This is a genomic window from Segeticoccus rhizosphaerae (assembly GCF_009192725.1).
Lineage (GTDB): Bacteria > Actinomycetota > Actinomycetes > Actinomycetales > Dermatophilaceae > Segeticoccus > Segeticoccus rhizosphaerae.
Window position 1 is genome coordinate 1 of the sequence record NZ_VOHR01000517.1, and the last position, 1,730, is coordinate 1,730.

Consider the following 1,730-nt stretch of genomic DNA (forward strand, 5'->3'; position numbering starts at 1 on the left):
TCGGTGCGCAGCCGAGCCAGGGCTGCGGCCGCTCGCCGGCCGCCGTCGTCGGCGTCCCGCTCGGTGCGCCACCGCTGCACCGCACGCACCGCGTCACCCTCGACGCCTTCGTCCACGGTCTGGATCGCCGCATGCAGGTCCGCTGTCAGCGGGTTCGGCTCGGTGGTCTCGAAGCGGTTGACGCCCACGACAACATCCTCACCGGACTCCACTCGAGCCCGCCGGCGCGCGTGCGAGGCCACCAGCGCCGACTTCATGTAGCCGGACTCGACGGCCGCCACGGCGCCGCCCTGCTGCTCGACCCGTGAGATCTCGGCGCGCGCTCCCTCCAGCAGTGCCGCGACCTTCGCCTCGACGACCACCGAGCCGGCGAAGAGGTCCTCGTGCTCGAGCAGGTCCGACTCGAAGGCGAGCACCTGCTGCATCCGCAGGGACCACTGCTGGTCCCAGGGTCGGGGCAGCCCGAGCGCCTCGTTCCAGGCCGGCAGCTGCACGGCCCGGGCCCGCGCATCCTTGCTCAGGGTGACGCCCAGCATCTCGAGCACGATCCGCTGGACGTTGTTCTCCGGTTGGGCCTCGGTGAGCCCCAGCGAGTTGACCTGCACGCCGTAACGGAACCGTCGCTGCCGAGGATCGTGCACGCCATACCGCTGCAGGGTCAGCTCGTCCCACAGCGCGACGAACGCCCGCATCTTGCACAGCTCCTCGACGAAGCGCACGCCCGAGTTGACGAAGAAGGAGATCCGCGAGACCACGTCGCCGAACCGCTCCGGCGGCACCTGGCCGCTGTCGCGCACCGCGTCGAGGACGGCGACGGCGGTGCACATCGCGTAGGCGATCTCCTGCACCGGCGTCGCGCCGGCCTCCTGCAGGTGGTAGCTGCAGATGTTGACCGGGTTCCACTTCGGTAGCTCGGCGACGGTGTAGGCGACGAGGTCGGTGGTCAGCCGCAGCGAGGGTTCGGGCGGGAAGACGTAGGTGCCGCGGGAGAGGTACTCCTTGATGATGTCGTTCTGCGTGGTGCCCGTGAGGCTCCGCACCGCGGCGACCGGGTCGGCGCCCTCCGCGAGCGCCTGCTCCTCCGCGACCACCTGGTAGAGCGCGAGCAGCCACAGCGCCGGCGCGTTGATGGTCATCGAGGTGTTCATCCGTGCCAGCGGGATGCCTTCGAACAGCGCGCGCATGTCACCGACGTGCGAGATCGGCACCCCGACCTTGCCCACCTCGCCGCGGGCCAGCGGGTGGTCGGGGTCGTAGCCGGTCTGCGTGGGCAGGTCGAAGGCCACCGACAGGCCGGTCTGGCCCTTGGCCAGGTTGCGGCGGTAGAGGTCGTTGCTGGCCACGGGACTGGAGTGTCCGGCATACGTGCGCATCACCCAGGGTGCGTCCCGGCTGGGGCGCGGTGGTGCGGACGGCACGGCGGGCGCCGCGGTCGGTGGCACTGCGTGGTCGGCCATGCAGGGAACCTAGCCGCGTGGGCGCCGCAGCGGGAGGGCTGCACGAGGTGAGAGGCACCACAGAGTTCTGGCCGCAGCCCCTGCGCGGCAGCACCGCTGCGCTGAAGTTCTCTGCGGGCAACTGCGTTCAGACGGCGAGCGGGTTGGCCCCGTAGGCGTCGTCCAGAGTGGGCCGGGCCAGCACCCGCGTCAGGCGCGTGGCGCGCAGCAGCCGCTCGAGCCGTGGGGACGCGTCGGCGATGACCAGGCGGCGCCCCGCGCGGAGGGCACGGT

1 protein-coding gene is annotated in these 1,730 nt (G+C 71.7%); it reads right to left on the reverse strand.

Annotated features, from left to right (window positions below; genetic code table 11):
* On the reverse strand, nt 1-1,373 hold a 1,373-nt coding region (locus tag FRW57_RS21280; protein ID WP_238999529.1), incomplete at its 3' end, for a methylmalonyl-CoA mutase family protein.
* Nucleotides 1,374-1,730: the final 357 nt, after the last annotated feature.